Origin of the sequence: Sphingobium sp. AS12 (genome assembly GCF_019097845.1) — a bacterium.
GTDB lineage: Bacteria > Pseudomonadota > Alphaproteobacteria > Sphingomonadales > Sphingomonadaceae > Sphingobium.
The window spans coordinates 490790-510817 of sequence record NZ_JAHRGM010000024.1; the positions used below are offsets into that span (position 1 = coordinate 490790).

24 protein-coding genes are annotated in these 20028 nt (G+C 64.9%); 7 read left to right on the top strand and 17 right to left on the bottom strand.

Annotated elements, in window-relative coordinates; all coding sequences use genetic code 11:
• The first annotated feature begins 19 nt into the window (after positions 1-19).
• The 3 genes from KRZ98_RS11490 to KRZ98_RS11500 are packed head-to-tail and all read left to right on the top strand — an operon-like array spanning position 20 to position 2540.
• A complete protein-coding gene (locus KRZ98_RS11490) occupies positions 20-1492 on the top strand; it encodes a L,D-transpeptidase family protein (RefSeq protein WP_254798244.1) in 1473 nt (490 codons plus the stop codon).
• A gap of 6 nt (positions 1493-1498) precedes the next feature.
• Positions 1499-1810 (top strand): hypothetical protein, encoded by a 312-nt coding sequence (locus KRZ98_RS11495; RefSeq protein WP_217673638.1) that lies wholly within the window; start codon positions 1499-1501, stop codon positions 1808-1810.
• A gap of 52 nt (positions 1811-1862) precedes the next feature.
• Entirely contained in the window at positions 1863-2540 is a 678-nt protein-coding gene (locus KRZ98_RS11500; protein ID WP_217673639.1) for a murein L,D-transpeptidase catalytic domain family protein, read from the top strand.
• Positions 2541-2675: 135 nt separating this feature from the next.
• Here KRZ98_RS11500 and KRZ98_RS11505 read toward each other — a convergent pair whose 3' ends face one another.
• The 7 genes from KRZ98_RS11505 to KRZ98_RS11535 form a co-directional block, all read right to left on the bottom strand.
• Positions 2676-3380 (bottom strand): hypothetical protein, encoded by a 705-nt coding sequence (locus KRZ98_RS11505; RefSeq protein WP_217673711.1) that lies wholly within the window; start codon positions 3378-3380, stop codon positions 2676-2678.
• Between the two features lie 104 nt (positions 3381-3484).
• Positions 3485-4180: an ATP12 family chaperone protein gene (locus KRZ98_RS11510; protein WP_217673640.1), complete on the bottom strand. Its 696-nt coding sequence runs from the start codon at positions 4178-4180 to the stop codon at positions 3485-3487.
• A complete protein-coding gene (locus tag KRZ98_RS11515) occupies positions 4177-4431 on the bottom strand; it encodes a hypothetical protein (protein WP_217673641.1) in 255 nt (84 codons plus the stop codon). Before KRZ98_RS11515 ends, KRZ98_RS11510 begins: the two co-directional genes overlap by 4 nt.
• On the bottom strand, positions 4428-5087 hold the full coding sequence (locus KRZ98_RS11520; protein ID WP_217673642.1) for an HAD-IA family hydrolase: 660 nt from the start codon (positions 5085-5087) through the stop codon (positions 4428-4430). Before KRZ98_RS11520 ends, KRZ98_RS11515 begins: the two co-directional genes overlap by 4 nt.
• Positions 5088-5098: 11 nt before the next feature.
• On the bottom strand, positions 5099-6526 hold the full coding sequence (locus KRZ98_RS11525; protein WP_217673643.1) for an RluA family pseudouridine synthase: 1428 nt from the start codon (positions 6524-6526) through the stop codon (positions 5099-5101).
• Positions 6523-6909, bottom strand: a complete 387-nt coding sequence (gene crcB / locus KRZ98_RS11530) for a fluoride efflux transporter CrcB (protein ID WP_217673644.1) — start codon at positions 6907-6909, stop codon at positions 6523-6525. The genes KRZ98_RS11525 and crcB overlap by 4 nt, the downstream gene beginning before the upstream one ends.
• A gap of 124 nt (positions 6910-7033) precedes the next feature.
• Positions 7034-7777: a hypothetical protein gene (locus KRZ98_RS11535; RefSeq protein ID WP_217673645.1), complete on the bottom strand. Its 744-nt coding sequence runs from the start codon at positions 7775-7777 to the stop codon at positions 7034-7036.
• A 159-nt stretch (positions 7778-7936) separates the two neighbouring features.
• Here KRZ98_RS11535 and KRZ98_RS11540 point away from each other — a divergent pair, with 159 nt between their 5' ends.
• Positions 7937-8158, top strand: a complete 222-nt coding sequence (locus KRZ98_RS11540; protein ID WP_119746088.1) for a hypothetical protein — start codon at positions 7937-7939, stop codon at positions 8156-8158.
• 32 nt (positions 8159-8190) lie between these two features.
• Entirely contained in the window at positions 8191-9057 is an 867-nt protein-coding gene (rarD, locus tag KRZ98_RS11545) for an EamA family transporter RarD (protein WP_368389811.1), read from the top strand.
• Positions 9058-9145: 88 nt separating this feature from the next.
• On the opposite strand, the gene KRZ98_RS11550 is transcribed toward rarD, so the two are convergent.
• Positions 9146-10477 carry a dihydroorotase gene (locus KRZ98_RS11550; RefSeq protein ID WP_217673646.1) on the bottom strand — a complete coding sequence of 444 codons (1332 nt, stop codon included), beginning with the start codon at positions 10475-10477 and terminating at the stop codon, positions 9146-9148.
• Positions 10478-10626: 149 nt separating this feature from the next.
• On the opposite strand from KRZ98_RS11550, the gene KRZ98_RS11555 reads away from it, so the two are divergent.
• Complete coding sequence (locus KRZ98_RS11555) at positions 10627-11367, top strand: folate-binding protein YgfZ (RefSeq protein WP_217673647.1); 741 nt, start codon at positions 10627-10629, stop codon at positions 11365-11367.
• Positions 11368-11462: 95 nt separating this feature from the next.
• Positions 11463-12188, top strand: a complete 726-nt coding sequence (locus KRZ98_RS11560; protein ID WP_368389808.1) for a glutaminyl-peptide cyclotransferase — start codon at positions 11463-11465, stop codon at positions 12186-12188.
• A gap of 2 nt (positions 12189-12190) precedes the next feature.
• On the opposite strand, the gene KRZ98_RS11565 is transcribed toward KRZ98_RS11560, so the two are convergent.
• From KRZ98_RS11565 to ctaD, 9 genes are all read right to left on the bottom strand, one after another.
• Entirely contained in the window at positions 12191-13060 is an 870-nt protein-coding gene (locus tag KRZ98_RS11565) for a class I SAM-dependent methyltransferase (RefSeq protein ID WP_217673649.1), read from the bottom strand.
• A gap of 111 nt (positions 13061-13171) precedes the next feature.
• Positions 13172-14572, bottom strand: coding sequence for a threonine synthase (thrC, locus tag KRZ98_RS11570; protein ID WP_217673650.1), 1401 nt, complete (start codon positions 14570-14572; stop codon positions 13172-13174).
• Positions 14573-14616: 44 nt separating this feature from the next.
• Positions 14617-15252: an SURF1 family protein gene (locus KRZ98_RS11575; protein WP_217673651.1), complete on the bottom strand. Its 636-nt coding sequence runs from the start codon at positions 15250-15252 to the stop codon at positions 14617-14619.
• Positions 15249-15647, bottom strand: coding sequence for a DUF983 domain-containing protein (locus tag KRZ98_RS11580; protein WP_217673713.1), 399 nt, complete (start codon positions 15645-15647; stop codon positions 15249-15251). Before KRZ98_RS11580 ends, KRZ98_RS11575 begins: the two co-directional genes overlap by 4 nt.
• Positions 15648-15734: 87 nt before the next feature.
• On the bottom strand, positions 15735-16565 hold the full coding sequence (locus tag KRZ98_RS11585) for a cytochrome c oxidase subunit 3 (RefSeq protein ID WP_119746104.1): 831 nt from the start codon (positions 16563-16565) through the stop codon (positions 15735-15737).
• Positions 16566-16609: 44 nt separating this feature from the next.
• Entirely contained in the window at positions 16610-17185 is a 576-nt protein-coding gene (locus KRZ98_RS11590; protein WP_217673652.1) for a cytochrome c oxidase assembly protein, read from the bottom strand.
• Positions 17185-17322 carry a hypothetical protein gene (locus KRZ98_RS11595; RefSeq protein ID WP_182913925.1) on the bottom strand — a complete coding sequence of 46 codons (138 nt, stop codon included), beginning with the start codon at positions 17320-17322 and terminating at the stop codon, positions 17185-17187. Before KRZ98_RS11595 ends, KRZ98_RS11590 begins: the two co-directional genes overlap by 1 nt.
• Positions 17319-18227, bottom strand: coding sequence for a heme o synthase (locus KRZ98_RS11600; protein ID WP_254798245.1), 909 nt, complete (start codon positions 18225-18227; stop codon positions 17319-17321). The genes KRZ98_RS11595 and KRZ98_RS11600 overlap by 4 nt, the downstream gene beginning before the upstream one ends.
• Positions 18228-18316: 89 nt before the next feature.
• Positions 18317-20011, bottom strand: coding sequence for a cytochrome c oxidase subunit I (ctaD, locus tag KRZ98_RS11605; RefSeq protein ID WP_217673653.1), 1695 nt, complete (start codon positions 20009-20011; stop codon positions 18317-18319).
• Positions 20012-20028: the final 17 nt, after the last annotated feature.

Genomic DNA, 20028 nt, shown 5'->3' on the forward strand with positions numbered 1-20028 from the left:
TTGCGCTATCTGGTCCAGCATGAACCGTCCCGACATGATCCGTTTTTCGATGCTGGCCCTGCTGAGCGCCAGTGTCCTTAATGCCAGCACCCTGCCCGCTTACGCCCAGACGCCGGTAACGCAACCCCCGGCCACCGCGCCGACGCTGCCCCCGGCCATGGTGCAACCGGTGCCGCCCGCACCATTGCCAGCGCCCATCCCGCCGCTTTCGGCGGCGCAGGAGGCGTGGGCGAATGGCTGGCTGCGTGGTGGCGCGGAACAGGGGCTGATGGCGCGCAGCAAGGCGACCGCCAGCCTGACCGGCGAAGCGCTGGTCAATGCGGTGCTGGACCGGGCCAAGGCGCTGTCCACCGGGCGGGTCGATACCGCCGATTTCCTGGAGATATGGGCGTTGCGCCCCGAACGGTTCGATCCGCGCCCAGGGCTGGCCAAGGCGGTGGCCGAGGATCGGCTGGCGCAATGGGCAAACGCGCTGACGCCGCCCTATGCGGGCTATGACGGGCTGCGCAAGGGGCTGGCCACCTATGAGGCGATCCGCGACAAAGGCGGCTGGCCAGTGCTGACCGCGACATCCGCGCCGATGGTGGTGCGCGCGCGCATCGCGCTGGAGGACAAGAGCGTCACGCCGACCGAAAATCTGACCGACGTGCTGCAACGGGCGCAGCGGCGCTATGGGCTTAATCCCACGGGTCTGCTCGATGCACGAACGCTGGCGGCGCTCAATGTCAGCGTGGATGACCGGATCGCCGCGATCATGGCCAATATGGAGCGGTGGCGCTGGATGCCGCGCCGCCTGCCGGTCAACCGGGTGCAGGTGAACATCGCCGCCGCCGTGCTGACCGTGTTCCAGGGCGACCAGCCGGTCACGTCGATGCGCGCGGTTACCGGCAGCCCGCAAAATGCGACGCCGATGCTGACGTCGAACATCCATTCGATCGTGGTCAATCCGCCATGGAACGTGCCGATGTCGATCGCCAATCGGGAGCTGTTCCCGAAGGGTCGCGCGGCGCTGGCAAGGCAGGGCTACAAGATCATCAAGACGCCCGAAGGCGGCGAACGGATCGTCCAGCCCGCCGGCCCGAACAGCGCGCTGGGGCGGTTGAAGTTCGACTTCGCCAATCCGTTCGCCGTCTATCTGCACGACACCCCGTCGCGCGGCAAATTTGCGAGCTATGACCGGCTGGCCAGCCATGGCTGTATCCGGCTGGAAAAGCCGGTGTCGCTGGCCGAGCTGATGGTGGCGAGCGACCCGGAACTGAACGGGCAGATCCAGACGCTGATCGACGCGGGCAAGACCCAGCGCGTGTCCCTGCCGCAGGAAGTGGCGGTCTATCTGCTCTACTGGACCGCCTTTGCCAGCAGCAACGGAACGATGAGTTTCCGCGCCGACCCCTATGGCTGGGACAAGTTGCTGGCCGACAAGATCGAGGCGTCGAGCCGCCGGGCCGATCCCACCGCCCTCCCCTCCCCCACGATCGCATCGAAGGACTGACCACCCATGCGCAAAATTGCCCTGTTCGCCCTTGCCGGTGCCCTTGCCCTGTCCGCCTGCGGCAAGAAGGAAGAAGAGCCGACCGCGACCAATAATCTGGTCGAGCCGCCGGTCGAAAATGTCATCATCGAGGAGCCGGACGCGGTGCTGCCGCCGCCGTCCAACAATGCCGTCGCGACTCCGGCCGCGCCGCCTCCGTCCGTGTCGGAACAGCAGCAAATTCAGGATGATGCCGACGCCACCGGCATGACCGCACGCCTGCCCCAGGAAGGCGAAGAGAGCCAGCCCGTGGACGAAGCGAGCGGTTCCGCCCCATAAGGCGCATCGCCCCGCTCTTGGAGCGGGGCTGCGACTTTGCTATATTGGCTTCATGGATCGCCGCAATTTCACGAAGTTCGCTGCAAGCGGACTCGCCTTTTCGTTTCTATCCGACAGCATCGGCCGGGCGGCCGTGCCAGTGGTGGCATCGCCTTTGCCTGCCTCCGCGCCTGTGCCAGCGACGCCGGTTGTGCAGCCGGTGGCGGCCAAGCCCTATGCGTCGCTGCTGGAACGCGCCAAGGCCGCGCTTGACCGGCATGGCGACGCCTTCACCCTGCGCGACCGGGTGGCGATCGCCGATTTCAATGCGCCGTCCAAGGATTTGCGCTTCCACATCGTCGATCTGATCGGGGGGCAGAGCAGCAGCTATCTGGTCGCCCATGGCCGGGGGTCGGACCCGGCGCATAGCGGCTGGCTCCACAGTTTTTCCAACGAACCCAATTCGCTGGCCAGCAGTTCGGGCGCGTTCAAGACCGGCGAGCAATATATCGGCCAGCATGGCCGGGCGATGCGGCTCATTGGGCTGGACCCGCAGAACAACAATGCCGAACCGCGCGCCATCGTTGTCCATGGCGCGGACTATGTGGGCGAGGACCATATCGCCACCTGGGGCAAATGCGGGCGCAGCGAAGGCTGCTTCGCGGTCGCGCCGCACATGCTGCCGCAATTGCTGGGGCTGCTGGGCAGCGGGCGGTTGCTCTATGCGGACAAGATCGGGGTTGCGAGTTAGCTTTTCCAGCGTCATCCCAGCGAAAGCTGGGATCTCTTTTCTTCCGGCGCAGGATTGCGAAGAAAAGCGGGATGCCAGCTTTCGCTGGCATGACGGGAGACAGGGGCGATGCGCCACCCGCTCCCGACAAACATATTACCCCGCCTTAGCACCAGTCAGCGCTTCAGCCGCAGGCTTGTTGGTCGCGTCGACCGAGCCGTCGGCCAGCATCGTCTTGCTCAGAGCCACTGCTTCGGCCTGGAGCGCCGTATCGGTGCTGGTCTGGCTTGCGCCAATAAGGGCGGAGAGGAGGATGTTCTTCGTCACCTTGTCCGCCGCATTTTCGGATGCCGACTTGCGGGCCAGACCCAGCGCTTCGGTATAGAGCGGGGCGGAGCCGACCTTATCCTGCGCGGCGAGTTTCTGGTTGCCCATCTGGATCAGGATGCCCGCCAATATGTTGCGGCTGGCGGCATCAGTGGGCTTGGCTTCCACCACCTTGCGCCAGTGCGGCACCGATTCGCCGTACAGTGCGATCACCTTGTCCATCTGGCCCAGCGCGCCATAGGCAGCGGCATCGGCATAGAGCGCGTTAGCGAGGAAATTGACATTGTCGATCTTCGACGGGTCCACCTCTACCGCGGTGCGGATGGCGGGGAGCGCGGCGTCATATTTGGCGACGGCCCCGGCATTGTCGCCGGCCTGCTGGGCGGCTTGTCCGGCGGTAAACTGGGTCACTGCGCTGTTGAAGGCAGCGATCTGCGCCGGGGTCATCTGCGCGGCGGCGGGAGCGGCCTGGGCTGCGGGGGTGTCCTGCGCCAGCGCGGGGGTGGCAAGTGCCAGCGGTGCGGACAGGCTCATCAAAGCGATCAGGGCGGTCTTGGCCAATGTCAGGGTCTCCTTGGTCGTTGCGGTCAGCAGTTCCCAAAGACAATGAACGAAGGCGCAGGCCGGTTCCCAGATGGTCAGGGGCGGCTCATCGCGCAAAACGCTCCAGCTATGGCAAAATCGGCGGCGCGCCGGGCGTTGCGGGCGGCGGCCTGCGCATCCTCGCCCCATTGTTCGATCTGCCACGCCTCGTCGATTTCTGCGGCCTGCCAGATGGCGCCCAGATCATGGCCGCCATCGACAATGGCGAGGCCGCAGATCAGCGATCCGCTGAGGTTCACCAGCGTGGAGAGGCCAGCGAGCAGGAAGGGATCGAAGGCCGCGACCGCCGCGCCGAGCCGGGTGAGCGTCTGTGCAGGCTGGTCGACCGGCCAGATGCCCTGGGTCACGACGAAGGCGATGTCATAGCGCGCCCGCGCCCAGTCGAGCAGCGGATCCCATGCTGCCGCCTGCCGCTCCACCAGAGTTTGCGGCGCTTCGGCGCGGTAGCAAAGCAAGTCGCTCTCGCCATAGCGGGCGATGCCGGCGGCAAAGCTGGCATGGTTGGGGACGATATGGTCGATCGCGGCATTGGCAAGGCCGGTGAGCGGCATGGTGGCGGGATCGACGCTCTCCCCCTGCGCGCGCCATTCGGCAGCCACCGCGTCGGCCAGTGCGGGCGTGGGCAGCGCCAGCAGCGCGCGGGCGGGGGTGCGAACCGGGCGGGTGTCGAGCTGGATGGCAAAGCCCTCGTCAGCGGGAACGACGGCGACGTCCTTGTAAAAGCGCTTCATGGCTTGGTGCGCTTGAACAGGGCCAGCATCAGGCGGGGCACGATCATGAACTGGAACAGGCCGACGACGACCATGATCGCGCCGAACGCCTTGGCCTTGTCCCCCTGCACCCAGGTGAAGCGCTGCATGATGGCGAGGAAGCCGAACATGACGATGAACGCACCCGACAGGCGGAACAGGCCGATGGCGAAATGGCGCTGGCGGGCGATCTTTTCGGGATCAACGGGGGGTGGAGGCGGAAAGTCGGTCATGGCGCGCCGATATGGCCGCGCAATTGCGCGCTGTCCATGGCCACGGCTTGCGCGCCCGCCGCGATCAGCTCGTCCGGCGCATGATAGCCCCAGGCGACACCGATGCTGCGGACGCCTGCGGCCATGCCCATGTCGATGTCGAAGCTGGTGTCGCCGATCATGACGGTAGTGTCGGGCGCGGCCCCGGCTTCGGCCATCGCGGTCAGCAGCATGGAGGGGTGCGGCTTGGACGGGTGGCGATCGGCGGTCTGGAGCGTGACGAAGCGGTCGATCAGGCCATGATGGGTAAGGCACAGCGCCAGGCCGCGATCCGACTTGCCGGTGGCGACGCCCAGCAGCCAGCCCGCCCGATCCAGATCATGCACCAGATCGGCAATTCCGGGATAGAGCGGTTCGGACACGGCATTTTCGCGCCGCATCGCCTGAAACGCAAGCTTATAGCGCTCCGAGAGATGATCATGGAAATCCGCCTCCGCATCGGGCAGCAGCCGGGCCATGGCGTGAGGCAGCGAGAGGCCGACAACCGAGAGGATGGCGAGGCGATCCGGCGCGGCAAGCTTCGCGTCCTCGAACGCGCGGGCCATGGCGGCGCAGATATTATGCTGGCTATCGACCAGCGTGCCGTCGCAATCGAACACGACCAGGGGGTTGGGCATCGACGCTGTCCCTATTCGCCCCCGCCGCGTGAGCGCCGCTCGCCCTTGCGGTCCTTGCGCACCTGCTTGGCGTGCTGGCGCGCGAACTTTTTTTCATCCTCGCGCGTGGGGCTGCGGTCGATCTCATCGTCCAGCGGCATGTCGCCGAGGCTCAGGTCAAAGCCGAGATCGGCGAGGCTGGAGGCGAAATGGGCGGGCAGATCCGCCATCACGTCCACCCGGCCACCATCGGGGTGATCGACCCGGATGCGGCGGGCGTGGAGGTGCATCTTGCGGCTGATCGTGCCGGTCAGGAAACTGTCCTTGCCGCCATATTTGCCGTCGCCGACGATCGGGTGGCCGATCGCGGCGAGATGGACGCGCAGCTGGTGGGTGCGGCCGGTATAGGGTTGCAGCTCGACCCAGGCGGCGCGGTTGCCCGCCCGTTCGATGACGCGATAGCGGGTGCGCGCGGGCAAGCCTTCGGCTTCATCGACATGCATTTTTTCGCCGCCGGTGCCGGGTTGCTTGGCCAGCGGCAGTTCGATCATGCCGTCTGCGATGGCAGGCACGCCGATGACCAGCGCCCAATAGACTTTGCGCGCGGTGCGGCTGGAGAAAGCCTTGGCAAAATGGGCGGCGGCGCGGCTGGAGCGGGCCAGCAGCAGCGCGCCCGACGTATCCTTGTCCAGCCGGTGAACCAGCTTGGGCCGCGATTCGGCGTTGAAGATGAGGCCATCGAGCAATTTGTCGACATGCTCGTCCGTCTTGGTCCCGCCCTGCGTGGCAAGGCCGGGCGGCTTGTTGATGACGATCGCCTGCGCGTCGCGGTGGATCACCATCTCCTGCACATAGGCGATCTCGTCCGGGGTCAGGTCGATGACCATCGCGCGCTTGGCGGGGCGTTCGGAGGGCGCGGCCTTGGCTTCGGCGGGGGGGACGCGGATCATCTGCCCCTCGGCGATGCGATCGCCCGGCGCGGCGCGTGCGCCGTCGATGCGCAACTGGCCGGTCCGCGACCAGCGCGACACGATGTTGAAGCCGACATCGGGCAGATGCCGCTGGAACCAGCGGTCGAGGCGGATGCCGTCATCGTCGGGCTGGACCCGATATTGGCGCACGTCGAGCGAGACGCCCTTGGCTGCCGATGGCTTGGGCGCGGCGGCCTGCACCACGGGTGCGGCCTTGGCGACTGCGAGCTTGGCGGCGGGCTTTTTCGGGCCGGACTTGAAGGGCGGCTTGAAGGCGGGCTTGCCGCCCTCCCCCTTGCGCGCGGTCGCGGCCTTTGCGCCGCCACGGGCGCGGCCGGGCGCGCCGGACGGTTTGCCGGGGGCTAGTTTACCGGCAGCGGGCTTGCCGAAGGCTTTGCCGGGCGCTGCTTTGCCAGCGGCGGCTTTGCCGGGCGCAGCGGGTTTGCGACCGCGCGGGGCGTCGCTCTTGCCGGGAGGACGACCCTTCATGCCACGACACTCCGCATCAGCGACAGGCCCAGCGCCAGCGCCACGACGGCGCCGATCACCGACGCCAGCGCATAAGCGAGCGCGACAATGAACTGACCGCGCTCGATCATCAGCAATGTTTCCAGGCTGAAGGCGGAGAAGGTGGTGAAGCCGCCCAGCACGCCGACACCCAGCAGCAGCCGCATCGGTTCGCCCGAAGTCAGGCTGCCGCGCGCCAGCCAGCCAGCCAGCAGGCCCATGGCGAAACCGCCGATCAGATTGGCCGCGAACGTGCCCCACGGCCAGGTCGCGCCCGGCGTCATCGCGCCCAGGAAACGGCCCAGCTGGTAGCGCAGCGCAGCGCCCACCGCGCCACCGCCCATAACAAGGAAAATATTGGTCATGCCGCTGCCCCTACAGCGATTGCGTCAAAGGGGAAAGGTCGCATCTGCGCGCCATTGCCCCTCCAGCACGCCCTGCGGGCGCGGTCCCCTTCCCCACGCCTGCGGCGCAGGGAGGATTTGGGGCTTATTTGCCGTTGTCGGCGATGATGTCGACGCTGGTCTTGCCGCCGGCTGCGTCGGTGAAGAGGATGAAATAGGCGCTGCCATCGGCCTTGCGCGTGCCGCCCAGCACATGATCGCCGCCCAATATCTTATGTTCGCCGTCATAACCGGCGCGGCGGGCGAGGGTGTAATAATAGTCCATCACACCCTGCCGCGGCGCGGGTGTCACGAAACTGGCGGCGCGCAGGGTGCATCCATTGCGTTCCGCGCCCGCCGCTTCGGTCAGCTGCGCACCGGGATAGAGGGTGAAGGGATCGGGCAGGCGCTGCGCCCATTCCATGCCGTAAGCGAGCTGCTTGCTGCAATTGGCGTTGCCGCCGTTGCGCGACGCCTGTTCGCGGGCAACTGCGCCCAGGGTGACGGTCGATGCCATGGCCTCGCCCGCGCTGGGTGCGGGCGCGGTGAGCAGCTTGCCGCCTGCCTGTTGCAGCGCGGCGGCCTGCGCCTTACCCGCGTCGCCACCAAGCAACGGCACCGCACCATTGGCGGGGCGATCGGCTGGGCGCACGGCGTTGCGGTTGGACTGGCCGACCAGCTGGGGATCGACGATGATCGGGTCGGCCAGCGCGCCTTTCGGCGCCGGATCTACCGCATTGTTGGTGAGTTGCGCATCGAGCGCGGCGAGGCTGGCATCCTTGTTCCCCTTGCCACAGGCGGCGAGCGCCAGCGTCAGCGTGATGATGGAAACGGACCTGAAAAACGCCATGCTGCACTCCTTCGTAAACAATGCATGAAGAGTGCGGGTTAATTTTTCGTTAGGAGTTTTGGTGAATCGCGGGAAAATTCCGCATCATCGGGCCAGTTTCTGCTTACTGGCCTGCCTGTTTGCCTTGTGGCCACCCGGCGGAACGGCCATTAAAGCTGGATGCTAAATATATTATCCGGCTTTATCGGCCTTGTCACCCTGGTCCTGATGATCCCAGCCTTCATTCCGTTGCTGGGCGCACTGAACTGGCTGCTGGTGCCCATGGCGCTGTTCGGCGCGGTGATCGGCATGATCTCTTCGCGCAATGGCGGGCGCAATTTCTGCCTGATCGTCGCGGCCTTTGGCGCTTTGCGGCTGTTCCTGGGCGGGGGGATTTTCTGAACCCGACGCATAATTATACGCGCAATGGCCTGATCGCTGCGATCGTCGCCTATACCGCCTGGGGGCTGCTGCCAATCTTCTTTCGGCTGGTCCATCATGTCGATCCGATCGAGATCGTCACCCAGCGGGTGCTGTGGTCGCTGCTGCTGATCCTCATACTGCTGGTGGCGCGGCGGGGGCTGGCCCCGCTCATATCGGCATTGCGCGAACGGCGGCTGATCGTGCCGCTGGCCGCTTCGGCGCTGATGATCGCGATCAACTGGCTGACCTATGTCTGGGCGGTCAATGACGGGCATGTCGTCGCAACGAGCCTGGGCTATTTCCTCAACCCGCTGGTCAATGTCGCGCTGGGCGTGCTGGTGTTGAAGGAGAAACTGCGGCGGTCGCAAATGCTGGCGATCGGCGTGGCGGCAGTGGGTGTTGCGATCCTGGCGGCGGCGGCGCTGACGACGTTGTGGATCAGCCTGACACTGGCGATCAGCTTTGCTTTCTATGGCCTGTTGCGCAAAATCACGCCAGTCGCGCCGATGACGGGCCTTGGCGTCGAAACGCTGCTGCTGACGCTGCCAGCCATTGCTTACCTGATCTGGGAAGCGGGCCATGGCGGGGTGAGTTTCGGACAGGATGCCGGGACGACCGCGCTGCTGGTGATTTCCGGCGCATTGACGACGGTGCCGCTGGTGCTGTTCGCCATGGCGGCGCAACGGCTGCCCATGGCGACACTGGGAATCTTGCAATATCTGGCCCCGATGCTGCAATTTTTCTGCGGCGTCGTGCTGTTCGGCGAGACATTGAGCCAGGGCCAGATGCTGAGCTTTGGCCTAATCTGGATCGCGCTGATCCTGTTTGCGACCGACGGCGTGCGCATGGCCCGGCGGAACCGGGCGGCGACGGTTTAATTTATCCCCGTTCGTTTCGAGCGAAGTCGAGAAACGTTGGCGCAGTGTTCGCGTTTCTCGACACGCTCGAAACGAACGGAGGTGGGTGTCAGGAAAACTCGGTCGCCTCGAAGCGCACCGCTTCGCCCACAGCTTCGTTGGCCAGCGCATCTTCCCACATCACGCGATGGCCGCGGATGATGGTGCCGATCGCCTTGCCGGTCAGCTCCATCCCCTCGAACGGGGACCAGTTGCAGCGGGAGGCAAGCCAGTCGCTGCCCACGGTCCAGCGCTTTTTCAGGTCCACCACGGTGAAGTCGGCGTCATAGCCAAGCGCGATCCGGCCCTTGCCGACCAGCCCGAACACACGTTGCGGGCCGGAGGATGTCAGTTCGATGAAGCGGCGCAGCGTCAGCCGCCCCTCCGCCACATGATTGAGCAGCAACGGCACGAGCGTCTGGACGCCGGGCATCCCGCTGGGACTGGTGGGATAGGGTTTGGCCTTTTCCTCGATCGTGTGGGGGGCGTGATCGCTGCCCAGGACATCAGGCACGCCCTGGTTGAGCCAGTGCCACAGCCCGTCGCGGTGCGCGCCGCTGCGGATCGGCGGGTTCATCTGGGCGTAAGTGCCAAGGCGCGGATAGGCCTCCTCCCCGGCAAGCGTCAGATGCTGAGGCGTCACCTCGCAGGTCGCGATATCCTTGTTCTGGCCGATATAGGCGAGTTCGGCGGGCGTGGTGATGTGCAATATGTGGATGCGACGGCGCGCGGCGCGGGCCAGCCCGATGATGCGCTTGGTCGCGATCATCGCGCTCTCATCGTCGCGCCAGACCGGGTGCGAGGACGGGTCGCCCGCCAGCGCATGGCCCTTACGAGCGTTCATCCGCGTCTCATCCTCGGCATGGATGGCGACGCGGCGGGTGCCGCTGGCCAGCACGCGGGCCAGCGCATTGTCATCATCGACCAGCAGGCTGCCGGTGGAGGCTCCCATGAAAATCTTGACCCCTGCGGTGCCGGGGATGCGTTCCAGATCGCGCAGATGTTCGGCATTGTCCGCCGTCGCGCCGACATAGAAGGCATGGTCGCACCACATGCGGTGGTGGGCGCGCTTCAGCTTGTCATGCACCCGCTCGGCCGTGTCGGTGTTGGGATTGGTGTTGGGCATTTCAAACACGGCAGTGATGCCGCCCAGCACCGCGGCGCGGCTGCCCGATTCGAGATCTTCCTTATGCTCCAGCCCCGGCTCGCGGAAATGAACCTGACTGTCGATGCAGCCGGGCAGGACATCAAGGCCGGTGCAGTCGATCAACTCGCCCGCGTCGCCAAGGCCCATGCCGATCGCGACGATCCTGCCGCCGCGCACGCCGACATCGGCCCGCTCCGCGCCGCCCGGCGTGTGGATGGTGCCGTTCTTCAGGATCAGGTCGAAAGTTTCGGACATGGTGCGCTCCGTGAAAAACCGTTCGCCCTGAGCGAAGTCGAAGGGCCATGCCGAACGCAGTGAGGCCTTCACGATGTTCAGGCAAGGGCTTCGACTTCGCTCAGCCCGAACGGGTTGGTAATTGGGTGCATCTGTCCTACCTAAAGCCGATGACCGACACCACCCTCACCGACCGCGCGATCCTGAGAATTTCAGGGGAGGAGGCGCGCCCCTTCCTGCAAGGCTTGCTGACGCGCGACGTTTTGACGCTGGTGCCAGGCGCGCCGCGCTGGACCGCGCTGCTGACGGCGCAGGGCAAGGCGCTGTTCGACGTGATGTTGTGGGCCGATGGCGATGACGTGCTGATCGACTGTGAGGCGGCGCAGGCGGATGCGCTGGCAAAGCGGCTGACGCTCTATCGGTTGCGGCGGAAGGTCGTGATTGCTCGCGATGAGTCGCTGGCGGTGCATTGGGCGCTGGAGGCAGCGGACAGGCCGCGCGATCCGCGATTGCCTGCGCTGGGACATCGCTGGATTGATGCGCCGGGGGATGGCGACGCAGCGGCGGCGTTTCGCGCGCACCGGCTAAGCCAAGGCGTGTTCGAGGGCGCGGCTGAGCTGGGGCAGGACCAGACGCTGTGGCTGGAAACCAATGCCGGGGAGCTGAACGGGGTCGATTATGACAAGGGCTGCTATGTCGGGCAGGAAAATACCGCGCGGATGCATTATCGCGCCAAGGTGAACCGGCGGCTCGTCGCGGTGCCGCTCCGCCAAGCCGACGAGAAAAGGCAGCGGGCGGCTTTGCCGGACATGGGATTGTCGATCGAGTTGCGGCGGGTGGAAACGCTCGATCCCGTTACCCTGCCCGACTGGCTGGCGACGGCGGTTGCGGATCAGGCCGCGGCGGAATGAGCGGGCTATCTCCCCTCATCCGTTCGTTTCGAGCGAAGTCGAGAAACGTCGCGCTATGGTTTCTCGACTTCGCTCGAAACGAACGGAGGGCAGTGGTGCTGCTCCTTGCCCTCTTCGCCACCCCGGCCCTCGCCGACACGCCTTGGACGCTGGTTAAAACCTACCCGCATGACCCCGCCGCCTTTACCGAGGGGCTCTTTTTTCATGACGGCGCGCTCTATGAAAGCACCGGGCTGGAGGGGCGGTCTGATATTCGCAAGGTGCGGCTGAAGGATGGCAAGGTGATCCGGCGGCGTGTGCTGGAGCCGCGCTATTTTGGCGAGGGTATCGTCAATTGGGGCGACCGGCTGATCAGCCTGACCTGGCGCCATGGTCAGGGTTTCGTCTGGAAACTGGCCGATTTCGCGCCGGTCGGGGATTTTCGCTATACGGGCGAAGGCTGGGGGCTGACGCAGGACGGGCGGCATATCATCCAGAGCGACGGCAGCGCGCAATTGCGCTTCCTTGATCCCAAAAGCCTGGCCGAGCAGCGCCGCATCACCGTGACGTGGAACGGGCGCGCGGTCGAGCGGCTCAATGAGCTGGAATATGTGCGCGGCGAGATTTGGGCGAATATCTGGTATGAAACCAAGATTGCGCGGATCGATCCCGCGACCGGTGCGGTGATCGACTGGATCGATGTCGCGCCGCTGGTGAAGGTAGCGGGCGTGCGCGACAGTGAGGCGGTGGCGAACGGCATTGCCTATGACGCGGCGAAGGACCGGGTTTTCATCACCGGCAAATATTGGCCGAAGCTGTTTGAGATCAAGGTCGGGAAGTAGGCTTACCGCTTCCAGCGTGCCCAGATGGCGGTGGGGAGCAGCAGCCCGCGCGCTTCTTCGCGCACGGCCAGTTCGCCCACTTCCACCTCGCCGGGCAGGTCGGCAAAGGCCTGTCGCAGCAATTCACCGATCGCCAGCGCCGACATGCGGACGGCATAGACGGTCAGGAACAGGAAGCGGCTGTCGGCGTCGAGCAGCTGGCGACAATTGGCGATGAGCGCGGGGAGATCTTCCTCCAGCCGCCAGACTTCGCCGTCGGGGCCGCGGCCATATTTGGGCGGGTCGAGCAATATGCCATCATAGCGGCGGTTGCGCCGGACTTCGCGCGCGACGAATTTGGCGGCGTCCTCGACGATCCAGCGCACGGGGCGATCCGCCATGCCTGACAGATCGGCATTGGCGCGGGCCTGCGCGACTGACTTTTTCGAGGCGTCTACATGGACCATGCGCGCGCCGCTGGCCGACATGGCGAGCGTGCCGACGCCGGTATAGCCAAACAGGTTCATGACTTCGGCGTCGGGCTTGTCGGCGGTGCGGTCCCGCATCCAGTCCCACACCGGGGCCATGTCCGGGAAGAAGCCCAGATGGCGGAAGGGGGTGCAGTTCGACTGGAAGGTCACTTCCTTCCACTTCAGCGGCCAGCCCTCGGCAGGCACCGGCTTTTCGTAGAACCAGCGGCCCCCGCCCTCCTCGTCCGAGCCGGGCACGAATTCGCCGTCCGCCTTCCAGTTTTCGGTCGCGGGTGCCCACATCGCCTGCGGTTCGGGGCGGATGAAGCGGAAGCGGCCATAGCGCTCCAGCTTGCGGCCATGGCCCGAATCGATCAGGCCATAGTCGGCCCATGGTTCGCCGATGAGGGTTTGAAGGATCATAGCAACTCTCCGTTCGGGCTGAGCGAAGTCGAGGCCCCCGCCTGAGCGACAGCGAAGGCCTCACTACGTTCGGCCGAGCCCTTCGACAGGCTCAGGGCGAACGGACAATATCTAGGCGCGCGGGGTCGCGCGTTCGGCGACATAGGCGGTCACCGCCTCGAACGTGCCGGGCAGCTTCACATAATGTTCCTCCCGCGCGAACAGGTCGCCGACGCGGGCGGGGAGCGGCGGGCGAGTACCGGTGGCGCGCTCGACCGCGTCGCGGAACTTGGCGGCGTGGGCGGTCGCGAGCGTGACGACGGGGATCGACGGATCGAGATCGGTCGCCTGCGCCGCGGCCAGACCGATGGCGCTGTGCGGGTCGATAATCTGCCCCGCCGCGTCATAGGCCCAGCGCATCGCCATGGTCATACCGTCGGCGTCGATCCGGGCGGACGTGAACAACGCTGCCGCACCCTCCTGCTGCGCATTGGTCAGGCGCATCGCGCGGGTCGCTTCAAAGCCGCCCATCTGCGCGGCCAGCGCCAGCCCGTCGCGCCCGCCCGCGTCGAACAGCAGCCGCTCAAAATTGGAGCTGACCTGAATGTCCATGCTGGGGGTCGCGGTCGCCACGACCTGGCCCTGGCTATAGTCGCCCTGCGACAGCGCGCGATGGAGGATATCGTTGACGTTGGTGGCGACGATCAGTTTCGCGACCGGCAGGCCCATTTTCGCAGCGACATAGCCGGCGAACACATCGCCGAAATTGCCGGTCGGGACCGAGAAGGCGACCGGGCGTTCGGGCGCGCCCAGGCGCACGGCGGCGTAGAAATAATAGACGACCTGCGCCATCAGCCGCGCCCAGTTGATGCTGTTCACGGCAGACAGGTTAAAGCGACGCTTGAAATCGGCGTCGTTGAACATCCGCTTCACCATCGCCTGCGCGTCGTCGAAGCTACCCTCGATCGCGATATTATGGACGTTGGGCGCGCGCACGGTGGTCATCTGCCGCCGCTGCACGTCGGACACGCGGCCTTCGGGATGGAGCATGAAGATGTCGATCTTCTCACGCCCCGCCACCGCGTCGATCGCGGCAGAACCGGTGTCGCCCGACGTCGCGCCTACGATGGTCAGATGATCGTCGCGCCGCGACAGGAAACGCTCGAACAATTGGCCGAGCAATTGAAGCGCGACGTCCTTGAAGGCCAGCGTTGGGCCATGGAAGAGTTCGAGCAGCCAGTTGCGATGGTCGAGCTGAACCAGCGGCACAACCGCCTGATGGCTGAACCGACCATAGGCGGCCTGGCATAATTCGCGCAGTTCCGCCTCATCGAGCGATCCGGCAACGAACGGCGCCATGACCCGGACGGCGGTTTCGACATAGGAGAGACCCGACAGGGCGCGAATGTCGTCGGGAGAGAAGGACGGCCAGCTTTCCGGCACATATAGCCCGCCATCGGACGCAAGGCCCGCCAGCGTGACATCCTCAAAACCGAGCGCCGGTGCGCTACCCCTGGTGCTGACATATTGCATGATGGGGAAGCGCGGTAGCGATGCGCGCGCCTATCGGCAAGCTTTTAGGGCGATTTGGGCGCGTTGCGGCGGCGCAGGGCGAGAATATAGATGATAGACGCGACGGCGGCGAAGAAGAACCACTGCACCGCATAGGCCAGATGGTTGTTGGGGACGTCGGCGGCGCTGGGCGGGGCCGAGGGTTTGAGGCCCGCAGGTGCCGTGCGCGCGATCAGCATGGGGCGGAGCGGCATGGCCTTGCCGCCGATGCGGGTCAGCAGCGCGCGGTGGTCGGGTTCCTCGCTGATCCAGCCTGCCACCTGCCCGCCGGTCCAGGCGACCTTGGCATCGGGGCGTTCCGTCACGCCAAGGGCTACCAGAGCGCCCGGTCCCTCCGCTCCGGTGGCGCATTGGGCGATGTGGCGATAGCCGGTCGAGCCATCGGCGGCGCGGCCTGCCTCGACCTGCCAGCCGATAACGCGCAGACATTGGACCGAGGACGGGCGGAAGAGGATTTCGGGCGACACCGGCGACAATTGCGGGAAGGCGACCGGGGGACGGGCCGGGTTGCTGGCGGCCAGCTGCAGCGCCTGCGCCTTTTCTGCACGGCGCTGGAACTGCCAGATGCCAAGGCCGATCATGACCAGCACCGCGGCCATAACGATGATGGTCGGGATGATAGGGATGCGCAGCTTGCTCATGCGTCGGGGCCTTTGCTGGCGATGCGGCCTTCGCGGGCGCGGTTGCGATATTCCAGTGTCAGCAGCGCGCCCTTGGCGACGCGCAGGCTGGCGACCACGGCGATGGTGGTGAGCGGGGTCCAGAGCAGGATATGCACCCAGAGCGGCGGGTGGAGATTGAGTTCCAGCGCCAGCGCCAGCACGACCATCAGCGTGCCGACAATCAGCGTCAGGAAGGCGGCGGGACCGTCGCCGACATTGAACTGGACATAGTCAAGACCGCAAGCACGGCAACTGGGTGCGAATCGGACCGGGCCGTCGAACATGGTCGCCGCGCCGCATTTGGGGCAAGCACCCCGCGCGGCATCGAGCAGAAGCGGCGCTGCGGGGCGGACGGGTTCGACTGGCGTTATCATCGGGCTGGCATAGCGGGCGGCGGCCCAAAAGAAAACGGCCGGGGACAAGCCCGGCCGTTATTCATATTGTCAGCGATCGCGGAGTGATCAGCCGCCGTGGATCGGCGCGCCCCAGCCACCCCAGACATAGATGGCGACGAAGAGGAACAGCCACACCACGTCGACGAAATGCCAGTACCAGGCAGCGGCTTCAAAGCCGAAATGCTGGCGCGGGGTGAAGTGGCCCTTATAGGCGCGGACCAGATTGACGATCAGGAAGATCGTGCCGACCAGAACGTGGAAACCGTGGAAGCCGGTCGCCATGTAGAAGGCCGAGCTATAGGGGTTGCCGCCGAAATCGAACGGGGCATGGGCATATTCATAAGCCTGCACGCAGGAGAAGATCGCGCCCAGGATGATGGTGCACCACAGACCCTTGATCAGGCCGTCCCGGTCACCGTGGATCAGCGCATGGTGCGCCCAGGTGACGGTGGTGCCGGAGCAGAGCAGGATCAGCGTGTTGAGCAGTGGCAGCTCAAAGGCGTTCATGACTTCCACGCCCTTCGACGGGAACAGGCCGTCGATCGGGGGCAGCGCGCTGGGGAACAGCGAGAAGTCGAAAAAGGCCCAGAACCAGCCGACGAAGAACATCACTTCCGATGCGATGAACAGGATCATGCCGTAGCGCAGGTGCAGCTGGACCACGGGGGTGTGATCGCCCGCATGGGCTTCCGCCACGACATTGGCCCACCAGCTGTAGAAGGTGAACAATACGCCGGCCAGGCCGAGCAGGAACACCCAGCCGCCGCCAGCGGGCAGCGCGTCGGGGTGCATCCACATGATCCCGCCAAAGGCCATGACCAGCGCCGACATGGCGCCAAACAAGGGCCAGATGCTGGGCGGGAGAATATGATAATCGTGATTCTTGGCGCCTGCCATGACTGCTCTTCCCTGTTCGCTTGTCCGTGTTCTTAACTCGTGCCTTAGCTTGGCTTCTTGTCCTGCTCAACAGGGTAGAAGGTATAGCTGAGGGTAATTTGCTGCGTATCCTTGTTATCCGGGTCATTGAGGATCTTGGGATCGACGAAATAGAGGACGGGCATCCGCACCTCCTGCCCCGGTTGCAAGGTCTGCTGGGTGAAGCAGAAACATTGAATCTTGGTGAAATAGGCCCCGGCCTGCGACGGGGTCACGTTGAAGCTGGCGGTGCCGGTGACCGGCTTGTCCGACATATTCTTCGCGATGAAGATCGCCATGTCCTTGCTGCCCACGGTCACCGTATCGGTGCGATGTTCGGGGTAGAATTGCCAGGGCATCCCCGGCTGGACATTGGAATCGAAGCGGATCGACATGGTGTGGCCCGCCGCTTCGCGCACCTGCACATTGGCGTCCGCGCGCATCGTCGTGCCGCCAAAGCCGGTCTGTTCGCAAAAGATGCGGTAGAGCGGGACCGACGCAAAGCCGAGCGCCAGCATCGACAGGCCGACGCCCGCCATGGCGATCATCGTCCGGCGATTGCGCCGGTCGCGGTCGAATGGGGAAGGCGGCAGCGTCGCCATCAGATCGCGCTGCTCCCGCCGATCTTGGCCAGGGTGATGGCGTAGAACAGGATCACCAGCGCCGCCAGAATGAGGCCCGTCACCAGCGCGCGCGACTTTTGCCGGGCGCGGATCAGCTTTTCTTCGTCTGGGGTCATGCGAGTAGCCAGCGGTCGACGACCACTGCTCCAAAGAGGAGGAAAAGATAGAGGATCGAATATTTGAACAGACGCCGTTCCGGTCCCATCCGCGCGGGATCACTTTCGCGACGGCGATAGACCTGGAAGGCAAAGACGGCGAACAGCAATGTGCCCAGCAGCGCCACGGTGCCGTAGAGCAGGCCAGTGAGGCGCAGCAGCACCGGGGCCATTGCCGCAACCGCCATGATCGCGGTGTAGAACCAGATCTGGCGACGGGTCGCGACTTCACCTGAGACGACCGGCAGCATCGGTATGCCCGCCGCCGCATAATCGGTTTTGACGAACAGGGCGAGCGCCCAGAAATGGGGTGGCGTCCAGAAGAAAATCAGCATGAACAGCGCAACCGGCAGGGCCGTTACATCCCCGGTCACTGCCGCCCAGCCGATCACGGGTGGAAAGGCACCGGCCGCGCCGCCAATGACGATATTCTGCGCCGTGCGGGGCTTGAGCCAGATGGTATATACGAACACGTAGAAGAGGATCGACACGGCAAGCACGATCGCCGCCAGCCAGTTGGTCGCCATGCCCATCAATATGACCGAGAAGAAGGACAGGCCAACGCCAAAATGTAGCGCCGATGTGCGGTCCATGCGCCCGGCGGGCAGAGGGCGATTGGCGGTGCGCTTCATCTTCGCGTCGATATCCGCCTCATACCATTGGTTGAGCGTAGCGGCTGCGCCTGCGCCCAGCGCAATACACAGGATGGCGGTGAAGGCCAGCACCGGATGGATATGGCCGGGTGCCGCCAGCAGACCGCACAGGCCGGTAAACACCACCAAAGTCATGACGCGCGGCTTGGTCAGCGCGAGGAAGTCGCGCCAGTGGGCCGTGATCGGAGCGGTGGTCAGCATAGCGGTCGTCATATCGGTTCCAGCCCCACGCATTGGGGGCATATAGCATGAGGGGGCGGGCTTGGCACCCGCCCCCTCGATCATGTCAGTATGTCCGACAATCAGTGATGCGCGGCATCGTCGATCACGGGCAGGGTTTCGAACTGGTGAAAGGGCGGCGGGCTGGACAGGGTCCATTCCAGCGTGGTCGCGCCTTCGCCCCAGGGATTGCCAGCGGCCTTCTTGCCAGCCGCCAGCGACCAGAACACGTTGATGAAGAAGATCAGCATGCCGACAGCCATGATTTCATAGCCGTGGGTCGCAACCTGGTTCCACTTTTCAAAGGCGGCAGGATAGTCGGGGTAACGACGCGGCATACCCGACAGGCCCAGGAAATGCATCGGGAAGAACAGCAGGTTCACGCCGACGAAGAACACCCAGAAATGCAGCTGGCCGAGAAATTCATTATACATGCGCCCCGACATTTTCGGGAACCAGTAATAGAAGCCCGCGAACAGCGAGAACACCGCACCCAGCGAGAGGACGTAGTGGAAGTGCGCCACGACATAATAAGTGTCGTGCAGCACGTCGTCGACGCCGCCATTGGCCAGCACGACGCCGGTGACGCCGCCCACGGTGAACAGGAAGATGAAGCCCAGCGCCCAGACCATCGGGGTCTTGTAGCTGATCGAGCCACCCCAGATGGTCGCGATCCACGAGAAGATCTTGATGCCGGTCGGCACCGCGATGACCATGGTGGCGGCGGTGAAATACATCTTCACGTTAACGGACATGCCGGTGGTGAACATATGATGCGCCCAGACGACGAAGCCGACGACGCCGATCGCGACCATGGCATAGGCCATGCCGAGATAGCCGAACACGGGCTTTTTCGAGAAGGTCGAGATGATCTGGCTGACGATGCCGAAGCCGGGCAGGATCATGATATAGACTTCGGGGTGACCGAAGAACCAGAAGAGATGCTGGTAGAGTTCAGGATCGCCGCCACCGGCTGCATCATAGAAGGTGGTGCCGAAGTTGCGGTCGGTCAGCAGCATGGTGATGGCAGCGGCCAGGACCGGGAGGGCGAGCAGCAGCAGGAATGCAGTGACCAGCACCGACCAGACGAACAGCGGCATCTTGTGCAGGGTCATGCCCGGCGCGCGCATGTTGAGGATGGTGGTGATGAAGTTGACCGCACCCAGGATCGAGCCTGCGCCCGCAATGTGCAGCGACAGGATCGCCATGTCGACCGCCGGGCCAGCAGAGCCGCTGGTCGAGAGCGGAGCATAGACGGTCCAGCCGGTGCCAGCGCCATAGCCGGTGCCGCCGGGCACGAAGGCCGAGCCGAGCAGCAGCGCGAAGGCGGGGATGAGCAGCCAGAAGCTGATATTGTTCATGCGCGGGAAGGCCATGTCCGGCGCGCCGATCATGATCGGCACGAACCAGTTGCCAAAGCCGCCGATGATGGCGGGCATCACCATGAAGAACACCATGATCAGGCCGTGCGCGGTGATCAGCGCATTCCAGAGGTGATAGGCCTGGTCGAGGCTGGCAGGCTCAGCGCCCAGCAGCGAATGCTGGATATTGGCCCAGCCCTGAAGATACTGGATGCCCGGCTGCGCCAGTTCGACGCGCATCAGGCCGGAAATCGCCCCGCCCACGACGCCCGCGAAAATCGCGAAGATCAGGTAGAGGGTGCCGATGTCCTTATGGTTGGTGGACATGAACCAGCGCTGGAAGAAGGCTGGCTTGTGATCGGCGTCGTGATGATCATGGGCATGGTCGCCATGATGATCTGCGGTAATGGTGGTCATGGCGGTTCTGCCCTTAC